The sequence below is a fragment of the Rhodococcus sp. 06-221-2 genome, from assembly GCF_002258365.1.
Taxonomy (GTDB): Bacteria; Actinomycetota; Actinomycetes; order Mycobacteriales; family Mycobacteriaceae; genus Rhodococcoides; species Rhodococcoides fascians.
The window spans coordinates 321,799-337,383 of record NZ_NOYJ01000030.1 but is presented as its reverse complement, the minus strand read 5'-3'; the positions used below and the strand labels follow the sequence as shown (position 1 = coordinate 337,383).

The following is a 15,585-nucleotide window of genomic DNA, read 5'->3' as shown; positions in this document are numbered from 1 at the left end:
TACTGTCGTTCGCATGAGTGTCTACGACAACATCGACGAGTACATCGCGGCCCGACGTGTCACGGGGTTGGCGGTGGATCGCAGTGGTTCTCGTGCGGTCGTTGTCGTTGCTGCTCTGAGTGATTCGCGCACCGAGTACCGAACGTCGCTGTGGGAGATCGACGTGGACGGACGTTCTCCGGCGCGGCGAATCACCCACGGCGAGCTGGGCGAGAGCGCGCCGGTGTTCACCGCGTCCGGGGATCTGATGTTCTCGCGCCGCTCCAGCGAGGATGATCCGGCACGGTTGTGGGTACTGCCCGCCGCCGGCGGGGAGGCCCACGTGGTCGAGACCCGGTCGGCGGGAATCGGTGACGTGCGAGCGGCTCGGTCCGTCGATCGGTTCGCCGGCTTCTCGCCGGTGTTCGGCTCGTCCACGACAGACGAGGACGACGACGGCCTGCGTACCGAGCGCAAGACGAACAAGGTGGATGCGATTCTGCACACCGGTGTGCCGGTGCGTTTCTGGGATCACGATCTCGGTCCCGCAACCCCGCATCTGTTCGCAGGCGAGACGGAAACCGACCTCGAGTCGGCACCACTGCGTGATCTGACGCGTGACGCGGCAGGCGCTCTGCAGGAAGCGGCCTTCGACATCAGCGCCGACGGCACTTTCGTCGTCTCCACGTGGTCGGTGCCCGGCCCGCTGGCAACCGTCCGCACGATACTGGTGCGCATCGGCACCGGGACCGGAGAACGGACCACGATCGTCGACGACGCGGATGCCGATCTGGGTGCACCGGCCATCTCGCCCGACGGCCGTGCCGTCGCGTTCGTCCGTGAATCGATCTCGACTCCCGAACAAGCGCCACGAATGACGTTGCAGCAGTACGAGTTCGGTACGGACTCCGTCACCGATCTCGCTCCGGGCTGGGATCGATGGCCGATCGGTCCGGTCTGGCTGCCGGACGGGTCCGGCGTGTTGGTCACCGCGGACGACGACGGCAGGTCGCCGATCTTCGTGATCGAGCCGGGTGCGGAGCCGCGTCGTCTGACGCATACCGACGACGCGTACACGCACGTTCACGTGTCGTCGGACGGCAAGCGCGTAGTCGCTGTGGCCGCCTCGTATCTGGCCGCCCCGCACCCGGTCTCGATCGACCTGTCCGACGGCACCGTGGTCGACCTCGACGCCGGAATCGACAACGGCCCGCTGCCCGGCACGTTGACCGAGATCGAGACCGTCGTCGAGGACGGCAGTCGAGTCCGAGGATGGCTGGCGCTGCCGCACGTTGTATCGGACGATTCGCCCGCGCCGCTGCTGCTGTGGGTGCACGGCGGCCCGCTGGGTTCGTGGAACACGTGGTCCTGGCGGTGGAACCCATGGCTGATGGTGGCGCGGGGGTACGCGGTGCTGCTCCCGGATCCGGCGTTGTCCACAGGCTACGGCCAGAACTTCGTGCAGCGTGGTTGGGGCGCGTGGGGCAGTGCCCCGTTCACCGATCTGATGGCGTTGACCGACGTCGCTGTTGCCCGAACCGATATCGACGACACACGCACCGCCGCAATGGGTGGCTCGTTCGGCGGGTACATGGCCAACTGGATCGCCGGGCACACCGACCGATTCGACGCCATCGTCACCCACGCCAGTCTGTGGGCACTCGATCAGTTCGGACCGACGACCGACGCACCGTGGTACTGGGCGCGGGAGATGTCCCCCGAGATGGCGGTGGAGAACTCTCCGCACCTGTTCGTCGCGGACATCTCGACGCCGATGCTGGTCATCCACGGTGACAAGGACTATCGCGTGCCGATCGGCGAGGGCCTGCGGTTGTGGTACGAACTGCTCAGCGAATCGGGACTTCCCGCCGACGACGACGGTGAGACCGAGCACCGATTCCTGTACTTCCCCGGCGAGAACCACTGGATTCTGACGCCTCAACACACCAAGGTCTGGTACGAGGTGGTACTGGCATTTCTGGCGGGGCATGTCCTGGGCGAGAGCGCGTCGATGCCGCGAATACTGGGCCACTAGAATCGACCGGTGACCAGTTCAGCGCCAGAGACCCCAGACAACCCAGCCGACCGTTTGCCCAAGAGCTGGGACCCCAGCGAGGTAGAGGCCGAGCTGTACCGGGGTTGGGTGGATGCCGGTTATTTCGAGGCCGATGCCACCAGCGACAAGCCGCCGTACTCCATCGTGCTGCCGCCGCCCAACGTCACGGGCAGCCTGCACATGGGCCACGCCCTCGACCACACGTTGATGGACGCGCTGAGTCGGCGCAAGCGCATGCTCGGGTACGAGGTGCTGTGGCTCCCGGGAATGGACCACGCGGGCATCGCCACGCAGTCGGTGGTGGAGAAGCAGCTCGCCGCCGACGGAAAGACCAAGGAAGAGTTCGGTCGCGAACTGTTCATCGACAAGGTGTGGGACTGGAAGCGCGAGTCGGGCGGCACCATCGGCGGCCAGATGCGTCGTATCGGCGACGGTGTCGACTGGAGCCGTGAGCGATTCACCATGGACGACGGCCTGTCCGAGGCCGTGCAGACCATGTTCAAGCGCATGTTCGACGACGGTCTGATCTACCGCGCCGAGCGGCTGGTCAACTGGTCGCCGGTGTTGCAGACGGCAATCTCCGACATCGAGGTGAAGTTCGAGGACGTCGAGGGTGAACTCGTCTCGCTGCGATACGGGTCGCTGGACGACTCCGAACCGCACGTCATCGTGGCCACCACTCGCGTGGAGACGATGCTCGGCGACACTGCTGTGGCGGTGCACCCCGACGACGAGCGCTACCGGGCTCTGGTGGGCACCACCCTCGAACATCCGTTCACCGGACGACGAATACCGATCATCGCCGACGACTACGTCGATCCCGAATTCGGTACCGGCGCAGTGAAAATCACTCCGGCGCACGACCCCAACGACTTCGAGATGGGCGTTCGGCACTCACTGCCGATGCCGTCGATCATGGACAAGGCCGGCCGCATCGCCGATACCGGAACGCAGTTCGACGGTATGGACCGATTCGAGGCGCGTGTCAAGGTCCGTGAGGCCCTGGCCGAGCAAGGTCGAGTGGTCGCCGAGAAGCGCCCGTACCTGCACAGCGTCGGACACTCCGAGCGCAGCGGTGAGCCGATCGAGCCGCGTCTGTCGCTGCAGTGGTGGGTCAAGGTCGACACCCTGGCCAAGGCGGCCGGTGACGCAGTTCGCAACGGCGACACCGTCATTCATCCCAAGAGTCAAGAGCCGCGCTGGTTCGCCTGGGTCGACAACATGCACGATTGGTGCATCTCGCGTCAGCTGTGGTGGGGCCACCGAATTCCGATCTGGTACGGCCCCGACGGCGAGACTGTGTGCCTGGGACCGGGGGAGACCCCACCCGAGGGGTGGGAGCAGGACCCCGACGTCCTCGACACCTGGTTCTCTTCCGGCCTGTGGCCCTTCTCGACGATGGGCTGGCCGGAGGCCACTCCCGAACTGGAGAAGTTCTACCCGACCGGCGTACTCGTCACCGGCTACGACATTCTGTTCTTCTGGGTCGCCCGGATGATGATGTTCGGCACCTACGTCGGAGCCGACGACGCCATCACCGCAGGAAAGCAGGGCCCACAGGTTCCGTTCCGAGATGTCTTCCTGCACGGACTGATTCGCGATCAGTTCGGTAAGAAGATGTCCAAGTCTCGGGGCAACGGCATCGATCCGCTCGACTGGGTCGACCGCTTCGGTGCGGATGCACTGCGGTTCACGCTGGCCCGCGGTGCCAACCCGGGTGCCGACATGTCCGTCGGCGAGGATCATGCGCAATCCTCGCGCAACTTCGCCAACAAACTGTTCAACGCCACCAAGTTCGCCCTGATGAACGGCGCAGCGCCGGCCGAGCTGCCGTCGCGCGCCGCACTCACCGACGCCGACCGTTGGATCCTCGACCGACTCGATCAGGTTCGAGCAGAGGTGGATTCGGCGTTCGATCGCTACGAGTTCAGCAAGGCGTGCGAGGCGCTGTACCACTTCACGTGGGACGAGGTCTGCGACTGGTACCTCGAAATCGCGAAGGTACAGTTCGCCGACGAGAGCATCGCCGAATCCACCCGTGGAGTCCTGGGCAACGTGCTCGACGCGGTGCTGCGCCTGCTGCACCCGGTCGTCCCGTTCGTGACCGAGACCCTGTGGAAGGTGCTGACCGGGGGCGAGTCCCTGGTGGTCGCCACGTGGCCGACCCCTGCCGCCGATCCGGTCGATCCTGTTGCTGCGCAACGCATCGAGGACATGCAGCGCCTCATCACCGAAATTCGTCGGTTCCGTAGCGATCAGGGGCTCAAGCCCTCGCAGAAGGTCGCCGCTCGCATCGTCGGAGTGGGTGACGCCGACCTGGAAGGCCAGATCTCGGCAGTGACCTCGCTGGCCCGGTTGACCGAGCCGGGTGCGGACTTCGCGGCGACGGCATCGGTGGAGGTGCGTACGAGCAAGGCCACCGTCGTCGTCGAGCTCGACACCTCGGGCACAGTCGATCTGGTCGCCGAACGCGCGCGACTGGTGAAGGATCTCGCCGCTGCGGAGAAGGAGTTGGCACAGACGACCGGCAAACTGGGCAACGAGGCATTTCTGGCCAAGGCCCCGGATGCGGTGGTGGACAAGATCAGAACTCGTCAGACGATCGCTCGCGAAGAGATCGCGCGCATCGGCGCGCGCCTCGAATCGATGGGAAGCTAAGTGACCGAGCCGGACGACGCCCTGCCGTCACCACCACCGACCCCGGTCGACCTGGCCGAGCTCGCACTCGTCGAGGCCGAGCTCGACAAGCGTTGGCCCGAAACGAAGATCGAGCCGTCTACCGCCCGAATCTCGGCGCTGATGGACCTGCTCGGTTCTCCGCAGAAGGCGTATCCGTCGATCCACGTGGCCGGAACCAACGGCAAGACGTCCGTCACCCGCATGATCGATGCGTTGCTGACCGCTTTCCATCGGCGTACCGGCCGCACCACCAGCCCGCATCTGCAGATGGCCACCGAGCGGATCAGTATCGACGGCCGTCCGGTGTCCCCGCGCACCTACGTGGACACCTACAACGAGATCGCACCGTTCGTCGAGATGATCGATGCACAGTCCGAGGCCGCCGGTGGACCGCGGATGAGCAAGTTCGAGGTCGTCACCGCCATGGCGTTCGCGGCCTTCGCCGAGGCACCGGTCGAGGTCGCCGTCATCGAAACCGGGCTGGGCGGCCGCTGGGACGCCACCAACGTGGTCGACGGTGAGATCGCCGTCATCACCCCGATCGGTCTCGACCACGTCGAATTCCTCGGGGACGATCTGTCCACGATCGCGGGGGAGAAGGCCGGCATCATCAAGAAGGCACCGGAACTACTCGTGCCACGGGACACGGTGGCCATCCTCGCCAAGCAGGAGCCCGAGGTGTCCGAGGTCCTGCTTCGTGCGGCGGTGCAGGCAGACGCTGCCGTGGCACGGGCCGGATCGGAGTTCACCGTTCTCGGTCGGCAGATAGCCGTGGGCGGACAACAGCTGGAGTTGCAGGGGCTGGGCGGTGTCTACACCGACATCTTCCTGCCGTTGCACGGAGAGCACCAGGCGCACAACGCCTCTCTCGCTCTCGCAGCAGTCGAGGCATTCTTCGGGGCGGGCCCGGACCGTCAACTCGACCAGGACACCGTGCGCGAAGCCTTTGCGACCGTGGTCAATCCCGGTCGTCTCGAGCGAGTACGCAACGCGCCCACGGTGTTTCTCGATGCCGCGCACAACCCGCACGGGGCCGCTGCACTGGCGGCCGCCCTGACCGACGAATTCGACTTCCGCAAACTCGTCGGAGTCGTCAGTGTCATGGCGGACAAGGACGTCGGCGCGATCCTCGAAGCATTGGAACCGGTGTTCGACGACATCGTCGTCACCCACAACGGGTCCGGTCGAGCGATGGATGTCGACGCGTTGGCCGACATAGCCGTGGCCAAGTTCGGCGACGAGCGGGTCGTGGTGGCGTCGACGCTGCCCGATGCGCTCGAAACGGCGATCGGGTTGGCCGAAGAAGTGGCCGAGCCCGGCGAAGCCGTGTCCGGTGCCGGGGTCGTCGTCACCGGCTCGGTGGTGACCGTGGGCGCAGCGCGCACGTTGTTCGGAAAGGATCCCGCGTGAGCGAAGCAGAGTTTCGACCACCGACAACCGACCCGTGGAAGGGATTTCGCGGTGTGTCGGCGGGCACACTGGTACTGGAAGCGATCGTGACTCTGCTCGCTCTTCCGGTCGTGGCGACTCTCGGCGGCGGCGCAACGTGGTTCTCGACCACCTATATCGTGGCGCTCGCCGTGGTGATGATTCTGGCCGCGGGGAAACAGGGCGAACCCTGGGCGATGAAGCTCAACCTCGCGTTGCAGTTCTTCGTGATGGCCGGGGCCGTGTTCCATCTGTCCATCGGCGCCGTGGGTCTGATCTTCCTTGCCGTGTGGCTGTATCTGCTCTATCTGCGCCGGGACATCACCGAACGCATTCGACGCGGCATGCTGCCCGGGCAACGCGACTGACACCGGACCGGTCGGTTGGGGCCATGCGCCGCGCGACCGGGTGCCGGTGTCCATTACTGTCGTCGACGTGACCGATCGCACCCTAGTACTGATCAAGCCAGACGGAGTTGCCCGGCGTTACGTAGGAGAGATCCTCGGCCGCGTGGAGAAGAAGGGTCTGAGCATCGTCGCCCTCGAGCTCAAGACCGTCTCTCGCGACGTGGCCTCGGCTCACTACGCGGAGCACGAGAGCAAGCCGTTCTTCCCCGACCTTCTCGAGTTCATCACCTCCGGGCCCGTGGTGGCCGCGGTTCTCGAAGGCCCCCGTGCCATCGAAGCCTTCCGTCAGATCGCCGGCGGCACGGATCCGGTTGCCAAAGCAGTTCCCGGCACCATCCGAGGTGACCTGGCCCTCGACGGTCAGCAGAACCTGGTACACGGATCCGATTCGGTGGAATCCGCAGAGCGCGAGATCGCCCTGTGGTTCCCCGACCTGACCGCCTCCTAGAAGCCCGTCGCAGAGCACTTCCGCAGTCACGCCGCACCCGCTCGAAGTCCGATCGGTGCGGCGTGGCTCGTATGGATCATCGCGTGTGGGATACTCGACGGAGATCGACCCCACAGCACTTGTACGTTCACACGCTCCACCTCTGTTCAGCTTTACCGAAGTTCGCTAGAGAAAAAGTGCTCGTGGGATCGATCGGATGACTGTCGTCGACCCGCTGCCCGTCATCGCAGAGTCGCGAACGAGAGACAGGCTCGTTCGCGTTCATGCTTGATGATCAGGCGCTCGGATCGCCGAGACACCACCATCCAGCCAGGCACTGCACACGCCGTCGTCGGCCACCGAGATTCACGAGGTGGCTCACACGATTTGTGGAGAGCGAGACCGAACAGCTGACGTCCAACCCGACGTGAGTACACAAGGATTGCCCTCGCGTGGCCGCGTCACACCCGATTTCGGATGAACGCGCCCGGGGGCCCGAGGAGACTACGTGGCCGATCAAAGCCCGCCCGAAGATGTACAGAGCACGAACGCAGGAAATCCGGAGGACACCGACGCGGTGTCGTCCGCGAAATCCGACGCGGTTTCCGTGCAACCCGACACCATCGAATTGCCGACCAGGCTGCGCGTGCATGCACTGGCGAAGATTCTGGGTGTGACCAGCAAGCAGTTGCTCGTCACTCTCGGTGAGCTCGGCATCGAAGCCCGCAGCGCGCAGTCGAGTCTGAGCCGAGACGTTGCCGAGTCGGTGCGCGATTCGGTGAACGGGCCGACCGCACCCGCCCCCGATGCCTCCGCAGCGGAGTCGCCGGCACCGGATGCGTCGACAGGCCAGCAGCCCGAGCCCGCATCGGTAGAGGTGCCGGCCGAGACGGCTCCCTCGGTAGAGGTCCCCGCTGCCGAGGCAACGCTGTTCACCAGCGCGCCCACGGCCGAGCCCGAGGCCGCCCAACCCACGGCCACGACCTTCGCGACGCCGGTGTTCCTGCAGCCGGCAGCGGCAGAGCCCGCAGCAGAATCGGCGGATGCTCCGTCCGAGGCCCCCGCACGGCGTCGACGTAGCCGCAATGCCGCACCCAAGGACGAAGCACCGTCCGATAACAACGCTGCGTCCGACAAGGCCACGGACGAGCCCGCGACCGGCGAGTCGCCCGTCGCCGAGAACGTCTCGACGGTCGCCGCCGACACCGCCGCGCAGGACACCGCTGTGTCCGGTGCTCCCGTGTCCGAGTCCGGTGCATCGGATGCGTCGTCCGACGAGTCCGGGGCGTCCTCGGCAGCGGACGGCTCGGGAGACGACGACGACCAGTCTCAGCCCCGTCGCCGTCGTCGCGGTCGCCGCGGTCGTGGGCGTGGACGCGGAGAGCAGTCGTCCGACGACAACTCGACCGACGAGGATTCGGACGACACCGACTCCGAGACGGACAGCAGCACGTCCGCCTCTTCGGTAGACGGCGAGTCCACCGGAGCGGACGAGTCCGACGATTCCGATGCCGACGAGACCTCCGGCGACGACCAGTCCTCGAGTTCGGGACGGCGTTCGCGTCGCTCGCGGTCACGCGGCCGCGGGTCCGATCGGCAGAACGCCACGACCGACGCCACCACCGACGGGTCGGACAAGCAGGGCGAGGACAGTGACGACGAGTCCGAGTCCGGCGCTCAGGACAACTTCGGCGACTCCGACAACGGTGATTCCGACAACGGCGATTCGGACGGAGACGGCTCGAGCCGTCGTCGTCGGCGCCGCCGCCGTCGTAAGACCGGAGCCGAGGCCGCGGCAGAAGCAGCTGCCTCGTCCGAGGACGACCCGCCCAACACCGTCGTGCACGAACGCGAGCCGCGCAACAAGAGCCGCGCACCGCGCGACGAGGTGCAGGGCATCTCCGGTTCGACTCGGCTCGAGGCCAAGCGGCAGCGTCGCCGTGACGGCCGTGATGCCGGGCGACGTCGTCCGCCGATTCTGACCGAATCGGAATTCCTCGCTCGTCGTGAGTCGGTGGACCGCGTGATGGTCGTTCGCGAGAAGGCCACCCCGGACCATCCGTTGACCACGCAGGTCGCCGTGCTCGAAGACGGCGTTCTGGTGGAGCACTTCGTGACCAGTAGCGCCACCGCCTCGATGGTCGGCAACGTCTATCTCGGCCGCGTGCAGAACGTCCTGCCCAGCATGGAAGCAGCGTTCATCGACATCGGTCGTGGTCGTAACGGTGTGCTGTACGCAGGCGAGGTCAACTGGGACGCCGCCGGTCTCGGCGGAAGCGCGCGCAAGATCGAGCAGGCCCTCAAGCCGGGCGATCAGGTTCTGGTGCAGGTCAGCAAGGACCCGGTGGGCCACAAGGGCGCCCGCTTGACGACTCAGCTGTCGTTGGCCGGACGCTTCCTCGTCTACGTTCCCGGTGGCAGTTCCACCGGAATCAGCCGCAAGCTGCCCGACACCGAGCGCAAGCGACTCAAGGAAATTCTGCGCGACATCGTTCCCCCCGAGGCCGGCGTCATCATCAGGACCGCAGCCGAGGGCGTCAGCGAGGAAGAACTCGCACGCGACGTGACGCGGCTGCAGGCCCAGTGGGCCAGCATCGAAGAGCGGTCCGCGAACGCAGAAACAGGCAAGGGCGTGCAGCCGCAGACGCTGTACGAAGAGCCCGACATGCTGGTGAAGGTCATCCGCGACCTCTTCAACGAGGACTTCTCGAAGCTCGTCATCGAGGGTGACAAGGCGTGGACGACCACGTCGAACTACGTGGAGACCGTGGCTCCGGACATGATGGAGCGCCTGCAGCGTTACGAGGCCAACGGCAGCTCCGTGGACGTGTTCGCAGCTCACCGCATCGACGAACAGCTGGCCAAGGCCCTCGATCGCAAGGTGTGGTTGCCCTCGGGTGGCACGCTGGTGATCGATCGCACCGAGGCGATGACGGTCGTCGACGTCAACACCGGAAAGTTCACCGGCTCCGGCGGCAACCTGGAAGAGACCGTCACCCGCAACAACATCGAGGCGGCCGAGGAAGTCGTCCGCCAGATGCGTCTGCGCGACATCGGCGGCATGATCGTCGTCGACTTCATCGACATGGTGTTGGAATCGAACCGTGATCTGGTGCTCCGCCGCCTGACCGAGGCGTTGGGCCGTGACCGGACCCGTCATCAGGTGTCGGAGGTGACCTCGCTCGGTCTGGTGCAGATGACGCGCAAGAAGCTCGGCACGGGATTGGTCGAGGCCTTCTCCACCACGTGCGAGCACTGCCAGGGTCGCGGAATCATCGTGCATCCGTTCCCCATCGACGCCAAGCCGGACTCCGACGGTGGACGCCCGAGCTCGTCACGTTCGGACTCGAACGGTTCGGGCAACGGCAGCAGGCGTCGACGCGGCAAGGACGCCAAGTCCGACGGAAACGATCGGTCCGACAACACCGAGCGGTCGACGCCGAACGGACAGTCGGGCACGACGGACGGGACCGACCACCCGGTGGTCGACCCGTCGATCAAGCGGGCACACCCCGTGGCTCTGGCGATGGCAGCGCATCATGACGACGTGGTGGCCGATGTCAGCCCCGCGGAGGTCTCGCAGGCATCGTCCGGCTCCGCCGGTGACAAGGACGAGTCGGTCACCGTGGTCTCGGCCGAGGACGTGGCTGTCGCCGCAGCGGCGAACGAGGACGCGGACGCCGCGCAGGCAACCGTGGACAGCGCGCAGGCTCACGAGCCGGTGCCGGCTGCAGAATCCGTCGGCGACGGCGGTTCCGCGGATACCGGGGCGACGCAGTCCTCCGACGACACCCCCGCCCAGCCGGAGCCGGTGGTGGCCACCCCACGACGGGGCCGACGGGTGGCTCGGAAGGCCGCCGCGCCGACCAGTGCTGCGCCGGATGCCGGTGTGCTGATGGTGGTTTCGGCCACGGCAGACGCCGACGATGGTGCCGACGCAGGTTCGGGTAGCGGTGACACGGTGGCCGATTCAGCGCCGCTGACAGCGGCGGCGGAGCAGCCTGTCGAGCAGGTGGACGTGCCGACCGCACGTCCGCGCAGGAGACGGGCAGCGGCACGTCCGGCAGGCCCGCCGGTGGACATCGATGTGTAGGGGTCGAGACGGTTTGACCCTGGCCGTCTCTCTGCCGTAACCTTGATAAGTCGCTCCCGGTGACACTGTCTTGTTGTGCCTAGCGGTCCTGCAAGTGGAAACAGTTCTCGAGTGGTTCGGATGCAGTTCGGTCCGGATCGGCCGAATGGGAGCAAGCAAACACGTTTTACCAGACCAGTCGCGGTGCCATGCGCAACGCGAGCAAGTTCGAAGAAGCAAGGGGTAGCCCTCCGATGGCAACGTACGCGATCGTCAAGACCGGCGGAAAGCAGTACAAGGTCGCTGTTGGTGACCTCGTCAAGGTCGAGAAGATCGAGGGAGCGCCCGGCACTGCTGTCTCGCTTGCTCCGGTCCTCGTCGTAGACGGATCCGACCTGACCACAGATGCAGACAAGCTGGCAAAGATCTCGGTCGCCAGTGAGATCGTCGAGCACACCAAGGGCCCGAAGATCCGCATCCACAAGTTCAAGAACAAGACCGGATACCACAAGCGTCAGGGACACAGGCAGAAGCTGACTGTCCTCAAGGTCACCGGCATCAAGTAACCAGGTCTTACCGGACCCGAGTTCTTTTCAGCTGATTCACCCCGAGGAGGGTATGCAACATGGCACATAAGAAGGGTGCATCAAGCTCCCGTAACGGTCGCGACTCGAACGCACAGCGCCTCGGCGTCAAGCGTTTCGGCGGCCAGACCGTCGGCGCAGGCGAGATCCTGGTCCGCCAGCGCGGCACGCACTTCCACCCCGGCGTCAACGTCGGCCGTGGCGGCGACGACACCTTGTTCGCACTCGCTCCCGGCGCAGTCGAATTCGGTGCCAAGCGCGGACGCAAGACCGTGAACATCGTTCCGGTCACTGTAGAGGCCTAGTCCTTCTGCAGCTCGCGCTCACGATGACCGGCACGGCAGGCAACTGCCCGGGTCGGACGTCCACCGCGCACGTTCACAGCTCCCGATAGGGGCGGACCAGGGTCACGAGACCGGTCCGCCCCTATCGCTTTTTTCACCCCGTTTTTCTTCCAGAAAGGATCGAAGACAGCTATGTCACGATTCATCGACCGCGTGGTGCTGCACGTCAGCGCCGGCAAAGGTGGCAACGGCTGCTCTTCGGTTCACCGCGAGAAGTTCAAGCCTCTCGGCGGTCCGGACGGCGGCAACGGCGGTCAGGGTGGCGGAGTCATCTTCGTCGTCGACAGCAACGTCCACACATTGCTCGACTTCCACTTCTCCAGTCATGCGAAGGCCGGCAACGGAACTCAGGGCATGGGCGGAAACCGAGAAGGGGCCAACGGAGAGGACCTGATTCTCAAGGTCCCCGACGGCACCGTCGTGCTCGACAAGAAGGGCAACGTCCTCGCCGACATGATCGGTGAGGGAACGCGTTTCGACGCCGCTCCCGGCGGGCGCGGCGGGCTCGGCAACGCAGCACTGGCGTCCAAGGCTCGTCGAGCGCCCGGTTTCGCTCTGCTCGGCGAAGAGGGCATCGAACGCGAACTCGTCCTCGAACTCAAGTCCGTCGCCGACGTCGGCCTCGTCGGATTCCCGTCGGCCGGTAAGTCCTCGTTGGTTTCGGTTCTTTCCGCAGCGAAGCCGAAGATCGCCGACTACCCGTTCACCACACTGGTGCCCAACCTCGGTGTCGTCTCCAGTGGAGACACCACGTTCACCGTCGCCGACGTCCCCGGACTGATCCCCGGCGCGAGTCAGGGCCGCGGTCTCGGACTGGACTTTCTGCGTCACCTCGAGCGATGCGCTGTGCTCGCACACGTAGTCGATTGCGCGACACTGGATCCGGGCCGTGACCCGATCTCCGACGTCGACGCTCTCGAAGCGGAGCTGGCGGCCTACAAGCCGGCCCTGTCCGGTGATGCCAGCCTCGGTGATCTCGCCGACCGGCCCCGCATCGTCGTACTGAACAAGGCAGACATTCCCGAGGGTGCCGAGCTCGCCGAAATGGTCACCGCGGAATTCGAGTCTCGCGGCTGGCCGGTGTTCACCATCTCCGCAGTGACGCGCGCCGGTCTCAAGCCTCTGACGTTCGCGTTGGCGAAGCTCGTCGAGGATTACCGCACAGCGCACCCGGCACCGGAGCCGCGGCGTCAGGTGCTGCGTCCCGTCGCACGAAACGACGACAGCTTCAAGGTCGTCAAGGATCCGGACATCCCGGACGGCTTCATCGTGCGCGGTACCCGTCCGGAACGGTGGGTGCGCCAGACGCAGTTCACCAATGACGAGGCTGTCGGCTACCTCGCGGACCGCCTCGCGCGGCTCGGCGTCGAGGATGCACTGATCAAGGCGGGCGCTCAGCCGGGCGCGTCGGTCACCATCGGCGACGTGTCCTTCGATTGGGAACCGCAGACCCCGGCCGGTGTCGAGATCACGATGACCGGTCGCGGCACCGATGCTCGACTCGATCAGGTCGAGCGCATCGGTGCTTCCGAGCGCAAGCACGCCCGTCAGGTTCGCCGCGGGCTCGATACCGAACAGGAGTAGACGAGGTGTCGGTGCGTGAATCCGATTCGCCCGCAGAGGCTCTCACCGATACCCGTCGTACGATCGCCGACGCCAAGCGCATCGTGGTCAAGATCGGATCCTCGGCGCTCACCAGCCTCGATGCCGGTCTCGATCTGGCTCGACTGGACCTGTTGGCCGACGCCATCGAGTCGCGGATGCGTAGCGGCACCGACGTGGTCGTCGTCTCGTCGGGCGCGATCGGTGCAGGCATGGCACCACTCGGCCTCACCAGACGCCCGCGTGACCTCGCAACGAAGCAGGCTGCGGCGAGCGTGGGGCAGCTTGCTCTGGTCCACGCCTGGAGTTCGTCGTTCCACCGGTACGGCCGCACGGTCGGGCAGGTGTTGCTGACCGCCGAGGACATCGCGCGGCGAACCAATCACCGTAATGCGCAGCGCACCTTGGATCGGCTACGGTCGCTCGGCGCAGTAGCGATCGTCAACGAGAACGACACCGTGGCCACCGCCGAGATTCGGTTCGGTGACAACGATCGGTTGGCGGCACTCGTGGCACACCTCGTCGGTGCCGACGCGCTGTTCCTGCTCTCGGATGTGGACGGGCTGTACGACGGTGACCCGCGTAAGGGCTCGGCCACGTTGATCCCCGAGGTGACCAGCCCGGAGGATCTGGACGGCGTCGTCGCCGGGTCCGGGGGAGCGCTCGGTACCGGCGGTATGGCCTCCAAACTCTCTGCTGCGCGCCTGGCGGCCGACGCCGGGGTTCCGGTGCTGCTGGCCGCGGCATCCGATGCTGCTCACGCTCTGACGACATCCGCAGTGGGCACCGCCTTCGCGGCGCGCCCGACGCGGTTGTCGGCACGAAAGTTCTGGGTGCGGCATGCGGCCGACGCGGCAGGTGAGCTACACCTCGATGCCGGTGCCGTGCGAGCAGTCGTCGAGCGGCGCAGGTCGTTGTTGTCTGCGGGGATCACGGCCGTGTCCGGTTCTTTTCACGGCGGAGACGTCGTCTCTCTCGTCGATACCGACGGTGTACTGGTGGCCCGTGGGGTCGTCGCCTACGACTCCGGGGAGTTGTCCGGAATGCTCGGGCGGTCCACGGGGGAGTTGGCCGCGGAGCTACAGCGTCCGGTGGTTCACGCGGACGATCTCGTCCGCGCCTGATCGGACGCGTCGGCCAGCGCTGTCGCTGTTTCCGAACAGCCGGTATGCAGTGTGAGAGAGGCGAATTCGTCGCCACGGGTAGAACCCCGATTGACGATGACAACGGGCGTGCCGGTCTTGAACGCGTGTCTGACGAATCGCAGGCCCGACATCACGGTCAGCGAGGACCCCAGCACCAGCAGCGCGTCGCTGCGATCGACGAGGTCGAAGGCCTCGGCGACGCGCGGTTTGGGGACACTCTCGCCGAAATAGACGATGTCGGGTTTGAGTATGCCGGAACAGGATTCGCAATCGACCATCCGAAAATGCGCGGTGGACGAGATGATCGCGTCGGCGTCGGGTGCGATCTCGACGCCCTCGGCCGGAGCAACGGATTCGACGAAGCCGGGGTTGGCTCGATCCAAGCGTCTGGCCAACTCGAACCTCGACACCAACCGCTCGCAGTTCAGGCAGCGCACGCGGGCGTAGACACCGTGGAGATCGATGACGTTGCGGCTGCCGGCCTTGGTGTGCAGCATATCGACGTTCTGGGTGATAATGCCGGTGACGACTCCTGCGCGTTCGAGACGGGTCAGGGCTCGGTGGCCGTCGTTGGGCACTGCCGCGTCCATGTGTCGCCAACCCACGTGATTACGCGCCCAGTAGTGCCTTCTGAACTCGGCATCACCGATGAACTGCTGAAAAGTCATCGGATTGCGCGGTGGTGACTTCGGACCCCGATAGTCCGGAATTCCGGAGTCGGTCGACATGCCGGCACCGGTGAGCACTGCAACAGTTCTTCCGTCCAGCATCGAGAGCAATTGCCGATACGTTTCCGCGGGCGCGGTCGGAGCATTCACCTCGTCCAGGATAGCGAAGAGTCGTGTCACGCATCGACCGACAA

The 15,585-nt window shown here is 65.8% G+C and carries 11 protein-coding genes; 10 read left to right on the top strand and 1 reads right to left on the bottom strand.

Going from position 1 to position 15,585, the window contains the following annotated elements:
* Nucleotides 1-13 precede the first annotated feature (13 nt).
* From CH281_RS17765 to proB, 10 genes are all read left to right on the top strand, one after another.
* Nucleotides 14-2,014 (top strand): S9 family peptidase, encoded by a 2,001-nt coding sequence (locus CH281_RS17765; RefSeq protein WP_094694988.1) that lies wholly within the window; start codon nucleotides 14-16, stop codon nucleotides 2,012-2,014.
* 9 nt (nucleotides 2,015-2,023) lie between these two features.
* Complete coding sequence (locus CH281_RS17760; protein ID WP_032384532.1) at nucleotides 2,024-4,693, top strand: valine--tRNA ligase; 2,670 nt, start codon at nucleotides 2,024-2,026, stop codon at nucleotides 4,691-4,693.
* Entirely contained in the window at nucleotides 4,694-6,124 is a 1,431-nt protein-coding gene (folC, locus tag CH281_RS17755; protein ID WP_052053192.1) for a bifunctional tetrahydrofolate synthase/dihydrofolate synthase, read from the top strand.
* Nucleotides 6,121-6,510: a DUF4233 domain-containing protein gene (locus CH281_RS17750; RefSeq protein ID WP_027497558.1), complete on the top strand. Its 390-nt coding sequence runs from the start codon at nucleotides 6,121-6,123 to the stop codon at nucleotides 6,508-6,510. The genes folC and CH281_RS17750 overlap by 4 nt, the downstream gene beginning before the upstream one ends.
* Nucleotides 6,511-6,577: 67 nt before the next feature.
* On the top strand, nucleotides 6,578-6,997 hold the full coding sequence (gene ndk / locus CH281_RS17745; protein WP_027497557.1) for a nucleoside-diphosphate kinase: 420 nt from the start codon (nucleotides 6,578-6,580) through the stop codon (nucleotides 6,995-6,997).
* A 487-nt stretch (nucleotides 6,998-7,484) separates the two neighbouring features.
* On the top strand, nucleotides 7,485-11,069 hold the full coding sequence (locus CH281_RS17740; RefSeq protein WP_094694986.1) for a translation initiation factor IF-2 N-terminal domain-containing protein: 3,585 nt from the start codon (nucleotides 7,485-7,487) through the stop codon (nucleotides 11,067-11,069).
* Nucleotides 11,070-11,302: 233 nt separating this feature from the next.
* Nucleotides 11,303-11,614 (top strand): 50S ribosomal protein L21, encoded by a 312-nt coding sequence (rplU, locus tag CH281_RS17735; RefSeq protein ID WP_027497555.1) that lies wholly within the window; start codon nucleotides 11,303-11,305, stop codon nucleotides 11,612-11,614.
* A 59-nt stretch (nucleotides 11,615-11,673) separates the two neighbouring features.
* Complete coding sequence (gene rpmA, locus CH281_RS17730) at nucleotides 11,674-11,937, top strand: 50S ribosomal protein L27 (RefSeq protein WP_027497554.1); 264 nt, start codon at nucleotides 11,674-11,676, stop codon at nucleotides 11,935-11,937.
* Between the two features lie 171 nt (nucleotides 11,938-12,108).
* Nucleotides 12,109-13,560 (top strand): GTPase ObgE, encoded by a 1,452-nt coding sequence (gene obgE / locus CH281_RS17725; RefSeq protein WP_032368196.1) that lies wholly within the window; start codon nucleotides 12,109-12,111, stop codon nucleotides 13,558-13,560.
* 62 nt (nucleotides 13,561-13,622) lie between these two features.
* Nucleotides 13,623-14,702: a glutamate 5-kinase gene (gene proB, locus CH281_RS17720; protein WP_371831437.1), complete on the top strand. Its 1,080-nt coding sequence runs from the start codon at nucleotides 13,623-13,625 to the stop codon at nucleotides 14,700-14,702.
* Here proB and CH281_RS17715 read toward each other — a convergent pair.
* Nucleotides 14,675-15,493: a Sir2 family NAD-dependent protein deacetylase gene (locus CH281_RS17715; protein ID WP_032368456.1), complete on the bottom strand. Its 819-nt coding sequence runs from the start codon at nucleotides 15,491-15,493 to the stop codon at nucleotides 14,675-14,677. The two genes, proB and CH281_RS17715, sit on opposite strands and share 28 nt — an antisense overlap.
* Between the last annotated feature and the right edge of the window lie 92 nt (nucleotides 15,494-15,585).